This window comes from Microcystis sp. M179S2, assembly GCF_020245805.1.
Taxonomy (GTDB): Bacteria; Cyanobacteriota; Cyanobacteriia; order Cyanobacteriales; family Microcystaceae; genus Microcystis; species Microcystis aeruginosa.
In genome coordinates this window covers 1-5,373 of record NZ_JADBUE010000176.1, presented here as the reverse complement: position 1 = coordinate 5,373, position 5,373 = coordinate 1, and the positions used below count along the sequence as shown (strand labels likewise).

The window sequence follows — 5,373 nt, the reverse complement described above, 5'->3', positions numbered from 1 at the left end:
GGTTCAAAAACGGCAGAAATAAGGATTAAATGGCATAAAGTCTGTAAATAGACCATTTAACTGATTATTGCTCCTTCTTAATTCTCCTGACTACTGACTACTGGCTACTGACTCCTAACCCTAACAACAATTTTTGATTTTTACAAGAGGTCTATTAACTAACTACTTGAGAAAAAAGCTTTTCGTATTGATCCAAAGTCTTTTCAAAGGCATAATTTTCCTCTGCGTATTGTCGTCCTTTTTCTCCTAGTATAGTTGCTAAATCTGGGTTTTTATATAGCTTTAAAATGGCTGTAGCTAATGCCTCTGTATCTTCAGGAGTAACCACCAAACCACCACCACTACGCTCGATCGCCCTAGCGGCGGTTCCATCGGCGGGAACAGAAGCAATAATAGCACGACCACTAGCTAATAATACCTGAATTTTGGACGGCATATTAAAGGAAATAACGTTATGTTTTTGCATCACCATACCCACATCGGCGGCTGCTAACATTTCTGGTAATTTTTCCCGGGGTTGAAAGGGTAATAAAAGCACATTACTCGCCCCCTGTTGTTGGCGATACTTTTCTAGGCGATCGAGGGCTTCTTTTTTACCAACAATTACCACTTTAATCTCAGGGATACTAACTAATTTAACTGCAGCATCGATCAGGGTTTCTAGGGGTTGGGTTAGGGCAATATTGCCAGAATATAAAACAACAAATTTGCCCTCAAGATGATTTTCTTGGCGAAAATAATTATTGGTTTTCGGCAGAGGTTTAATAAAGCTGACATCGACCCAATTAGGAATCTCAATAATTTTCTGACTCGGCACATTTTTAGTGAGGAGATTTTTGGTAAAACCATCGGCAATAACTGAGACTTTACTGGCAGTTTTGTAGGCAAATTTTTCGAGACTGCTAAAAACCTTAATCATTTTCTCATTAGTTAATAATCCCACATGAACTGCCGCGTCGGGCAGAATATCCTGTAAGTTTAGAATAATCGGCACGCCATATAATTTACTCAATAAAGCGGCAGGAACGCAAACGGGTAATCCGGGTACAGTTAAGAAAATTAGATCGGGTTTTTCACCTTTGAGAGCCTGAAAGAAACTCAAAAAAACAAAGCTCAATTCAAAGAAAATTCGATTTTTTAAACTTCTTTCGGGGCGCGCCCAGACGTAGGAACGTTGAATTTTAACACCATTTCGTTCTTCTTCTAGATAGATTTTTCCTCGGTATTCGGGATCGATTTCACTATTAGGATACCAAGGAAAAGCGGTTAAAACCCTGACTTGATGACCTCTTTTAACCAATCCTTCCGCTAATTCTGTCATCAGGGGAGCGATGCCGATCGGTTCGGGATAATAGTTATAAGAATAGAGCAAAATTCGCATAGGGATGGCAATTTGGTTGGGCGATTCAGTTTCATGATTTTATCAATAGTTACTGGTTTTTTGACAAATCAGATGCGCTTTTGTCAGGGATGACCCTAGAAAGAGGTTTGGCATCAGGTGAGGATTAGCGGTGAGAGATGCGGAAAAAAAGGGAAATTGGCTCATAAATTAATCCTCAAAACCTTATTTTTCCCTTACCCGGTGGCCGATATCACGACGATAATAGATGCCCTGAAAGTGTATCCTTTTCACCGATTGATAGGCAAGTTCGATCGCCTGATTAAAATTAGCTCCCATAGCCGTGACACCCAAGACGCGGCCGCCATCGGTGAAGATATCGCCGTGTTTTAAAACCGTGCCGGCGTGGAAAACGATCGCTCCCGCGGTTTCAGCTGCCTTAATTCCAGTGATTAACTGGCCTTTTTCGTAGTGGTCGGGATAACCAGCAGACGCGGCCACCACACAAACGGCACTACCGGATCGCCATTGTAAAGAGGGGAAATCAGTTAATTTTTGTTGAGCGCAAGCCAGCAGTAGCGGTGCCAGGGGAGTTTCCAGTAGGGGTAAAACCGCTTGGGTTTCGGGATCGCCAAAACGACAGTTAAATTCGAGAACTTTTGGCTCTCCGGCGGGGGAAATCATTAAACCCGCGTAGAGGACTCCCCGATAGTCAATGCCGCGTTTTTGTAGGGTGGCGACGATGGGGGCGAGGATGTCTCGGTTTACCGCTTCGATAATGGCGGCGGTGGCTATGGGGGCGGGGGCATAAACTCCCATACCGCCGGTATTTTTGCCGGTATCGCCTTCACCGATCCGCTTGTGATCTTGGGCAGGTAGCAGGGAACGAAAGCTGATCCCATCGGTGAGGGTGAGGATAGACACTTCTTCTCCCTCTAGGAATTCTTCCACCACGACTTTAGTAAAGCCACTGGTAAAAAGATCATCGATCGCTTCTAGGGCCGTATCTACGGTTTCGGCGACAATTACCCCTTTTCCTGCGGCTAATCCGTCAGCTTTCACCACAATTGGCGCTCCTTGCTCTCGGATATAAGTTTTTGCTAATTCTGCATCGGTAAAGGTTTCCGAGACGGCGGTGATAACTGCTGCTTCGCTCATTAATTCTTTTGCCCAGGATTTGCTCGATTCAATTAAGGCCCCGGTTTGTGTGGGGCCAAAAACGGCAATTTCTTGGCCGAGAAGATGATCGGTAATGCCGAGGGAGAGGGGATATTCTGGCCCGACAACCACCAGATCGACGCAATTTTCTCGGGCAAAGCGGCTAATTTCGGCAAAATCCTCCATTGCTATGGGGATATTTTCACATTGAGGTAAAATTGCCGTTCCCCCATTACCTGGAATACAGAACACTTGTTCTACTTCGGGCGATTGCAGCAGTTTCCAAGCCAAGGCGTGTTCTCGACCACCACTGCCGATAACGATAATTTTCACGGATAAACGCAGCCTAAATGACGATGGTTTAATTATCCCCTAGCTCCGGGTCAGCATTGGCTAGAAGTTGAGATTACTTAACTTTTTAATCGATTTGACGGATTCAGGAGGCAGGCTTCCGCCGTGAGATCAGCCGAACACAGGCAGCAGATTATTTCTATTTATTCTCCCCATCTCCCCACTTCCCCACTTCCCCCCTTCCCCCCTTCCCCTCTCATAGACAGTCTTAACAAGTAATTTAGATAGCGAACAGCTGATCACTGGATTTGACGGAGACAGGACAAATCAGCTTGACCGAAATGAATACTAAAAGCTACTTGCAGATTTTCTAGGGATTTAACCAACCAAGGCACTTGATCGCGAGAATAACTCTCGTAGTGGTTAAATAGAATCGAAAAACGTTTATCTAAGTGGGGTTTTGCCTTGGGACAGATCAAAATCAACTTGAGCAATAACCCCACAGTCCGAGTTACCCCCATATTGGTGATCATATCCATAAAAATGTAATGATCGGGTTTTTGGCCGCTTTCCACCACCAGATAATTTAACAGTTGGCTAGAAGTACGCAGCATGAGAAATTCACTCGGTTTTTGTTGATCGCAGTGGGGTAGAGTATTTTGCAGGATATCGTCGAGTTTTTTGTTAAATTGCCCCTTGCAGTAGTCTAAGGAGGTAATCAGATAATCGTAGAGGTCATTTTTAAAATCTTTATAGGTAGGGGTATAAACTGTATTCGCCAGAAAATTTTGCGAAAGAGCCTTATGAGTATAATTTCCTGCTACCGTCCCCAGATAATACTTGAGGGTGCGATTTAGTTCCTTGTCATTGAGCAGGGTGGGATTTTCTACCGGTTGAATGATTCTCCCCGCTTCTTCCCTGATTTTTGGGCTATGAGCAACCTGTGCCAAACGTACCTGATAGGTGACATAACGAGAGAGATTTACCTCGAAACGGCTCTCGGTTTTCACTTTAATACGTCTAACGGTTTGTCGCTGTTCTCGGTGACTTTCATCACCGAGTAAATAGTAATCATAGAGATAGGGATAACGACTAATCAGGGTTCCCAGGGAAGCGGCGGTTTTTTCGCTGTATTTGCCGCTAATAATTCTCGCCAGACGCTGCAGCCTAACGTAGTCATCCGAGAGGGTAAAATTTTTGACCAGATGGCCCAAATTATTGGGGATGCTGTAATGTCCAGGAGGTGGGGAGGGCAAATTTTCCAGTAGCGATACCAATTCGGGAATTGCTGGCTGATGGGCGGGCTGCGTTTGCCATCGATTCACTAAAATATGACAGCAGCGGTTAAAGACATGATAAAAACGAATTTCGGCATCCTTAGCCTTGACAAGACGCTCTAGGGCTAAATAAATAGGAGCTTCTCGATAGCCGCCACCTTCGATAAACAGACGACAAAAATCCTCGATTAATTGCTCGGGGGAATCGGTCCTGGCGCGGTCGAGCCAATAATCGTATAGTAGCTGTTCTTCGTCTCTTGTTTGTCTTTGTCCAGTGTTTAGACTAGCCATGGTTATTTGATTCAGCCCTCCTAAATCAGTAAGCGGATGGATTTTAGGGCTATGACCATAAAGGGGTCAATTGTGATTAGATAGTAGATGCTCCCTTCTGAGGATGCCCCTATTTTGGGTCATTGTACTGATCGAGTCGATCCCTTTTAGCTTGGCAAGTTTGGGAAAATTCCCCTTGGCTTACCCGGCCAAGCTTGCGGACTATGCCCAGATTACTAAAAATTTAGGCAGCGTACCCTGCTAATTAAGTTAGCGAAAGGAAACCCCGATTGTATGTGATCTAAGTCACATTTAAACCTAAATCCATCTTCTAGATAATTCGGAATTTACCTAAAATGTCGGATGAATGCCCCCGCTACATTTTTCGACAAGATACTCACCTTTGCTCCCGATGAAATCCGACCAGAATATCAACCGCGGAGCATCGGTTTAATTCTACCATCTGTAGGTAAACTGTGTTATAATTAATTTAAACAATGGTCGTGGATTGTTAGATGCTAGTCGTAGAAGCAAAGCTAAAAAACGGAACCCCAGAGCAATATCACCAGCTTGATGAAGCTATCAAAACTTCTCAGTTTGTGCGTAAATCTTGTGTTCGTTATTGGATAGAAAATAAAGGAACAACCCGCAATGATCTCCAAAAACTTTGTGCGGTACTAGCTAATAATAAAGAGACCCCTTGGGTTAATAAATTAAACTCTCAAGCTCGTCAATCGGCTGCTGATAGAGCCTGGCAATCAATTACTAGGTTTTACCAGAATTGTCATGCTAAGATACTTGGGAAAAAGGGTTTTCCTCGGTTCAAAAAGCCTAGCCGTTCCGTTGAGTATAAACTAACGGGCTACAAACTATCTGATCATCGACGTAAAATCAGATTTACCGATGGCTTTAAAGCAGGAGAATTTGATTTATGGTGTAGTCAAAAGACCTTAGTTTATTATTCAGAACAACAGATTAAACGGGTAAGAGTTGTTAGACGTGCTGACGGTTATTATTGCCAGTTTCTGATTGACGTAG

Annotated in this window: 4 protein-coding genes; 1 reads left to right on the top strand and 3 read right to left on the bottom strand. The window is 43.8% G+C overall.

Annotation, left to right across the window (positions count from 1 at the left end):
* Positions 1-154: 154 nt before the first annotated feature.
* From IM500_RS10965 to IM500_RS10955, 3 genes are all read right to left on the bottom strand, one after another.
* A complete protein-coding gene (locus IM500_RS10965; RefSeq protein ID WP_287738381.1) occupies positions 155-1,381 on the bottom strand; it encodes a glycosyltransferase family 4 protein in 1,227 nt (408 codons plus the stop codon).
* Positions 1,382-1,564: 183 nt separating this feature from the next.
* Positions 1,565-2,830 (bottom strand): phosphoribosylamine--glycine ligase, encoded by a 1,266-nt coding sequence (purD, locus tag IM500_RS10960; RefSeq protein ID WP_002758420.1) that lies wholly within the window; start codon positions 2,828-2,830, stop codon positions 1,565-1,567.
* 257 nt (positions 2,831-3,087) lie between these two features.
* Positions 3,088-4,356 carry a Sll1247 family protein gene (locus IM500_RS10955; protein WP_190720171.1) on the bottom strand — a complete coding sequence of 423 codons (1,269 nt, stop codon included), beginning with the start codon at positions 4,354-4,356 and terminating at the stop codon, positions 3,088-3,090.
* Positions 4,357-4,850: 494 nt separating this feature from the next.
* Between IM500_RS10955 and IM500_RS10950 the strand changes: the two genes are divergently transcribed.
* Positions 4,851-5,373, top strand: a 523-nt coding sequence (locus tag IM500_RS10950) for a nuclease/transposase family protein (protein WP_502882355.1), incomplete at its 3' end; no start/stop codon positions are given.